The sequence below is a fragment of the Actinobacillus minor NM305 genome (genome assembly GCF_000175195.1).
Taxonomy (GTDB): domain Bacteria; phylum Pseudomonadota; class Gammaproteobacteria; order Enterobacterales; family Pasteurellaceae; genus Haemophilus_A; species Haemophilus_A minor.
Map to the genome: position 1 here is coordinate 1 of NZ_ACQL01000064.1, position 602 is coordinate 602.

Below are 602 nucleotides of genomic sequence, written 5' to 3' on the forward strand. Positions count from 1 at the left end.
GGCAAACTACCACGTCTTTACTTCCCCAACGTAAATTGAGTTAGGAAAAGATATTCGGCAGATTGAGAATATAAATGAGTGTCGAGCACAATCACAACATACTGATGATTGTGATGAGTTAATGTATCATTATAAATAGAGAGCAATATAATTCTTTAATATCTAAAATACATATCGCATTAAATAATGAAGACTTCAAGTCTTCAAAATGGAAACGTAGAACTGCTGAAAGAACTAGTGATAATTATGTTTTGTATATAAGACATCCTAATATTTCAAATTGCATCCTTATCTTGGGCATTATAAGTCCCTATGCTCATAATCGGATTGAAGATGATCAATCTTTAATACAGAAATTAATTGAAATTGCGAATTCTTTTACTAATTTGGATAATGAAGATGAAATCTTAGAATGTGATAATTTCGCTTCATAGATAACTTATATACATTCTTTAAACATAGTAGGTAAAAGGCATAGTAAATTAAGCGCAGTTCGTGTGTCATAAATACAATAATGACACTTTCTATTACCCTACGTTTAAGGTTTAAAATGAAAATGATGGTGAGGTTTTGTGATGAGTCATAGCATTTGTAATAAGTTA

At 29.9% G+C, this 602-nt stretch carries 1 protein-coding gene; it reads left to right on the forward strand.

From position 1 onward, the window contains the following. Window positions 1-158 precede the first annotated feature (158 nt). Window positions 159-434 carry a type II toxin-antitoxin system YafO family toxin gene (locus AM305_RS12935; protein ID WP_407706002.1) on the forward strand — a complete coding sequence of 92 codons (276 nt, stop codon included), beginning with the start codon at window positions 159-161 and terminating at the stop codon, window positions 432-434. Window positions 435-602 lie beyond the last annotated feature (168 nt).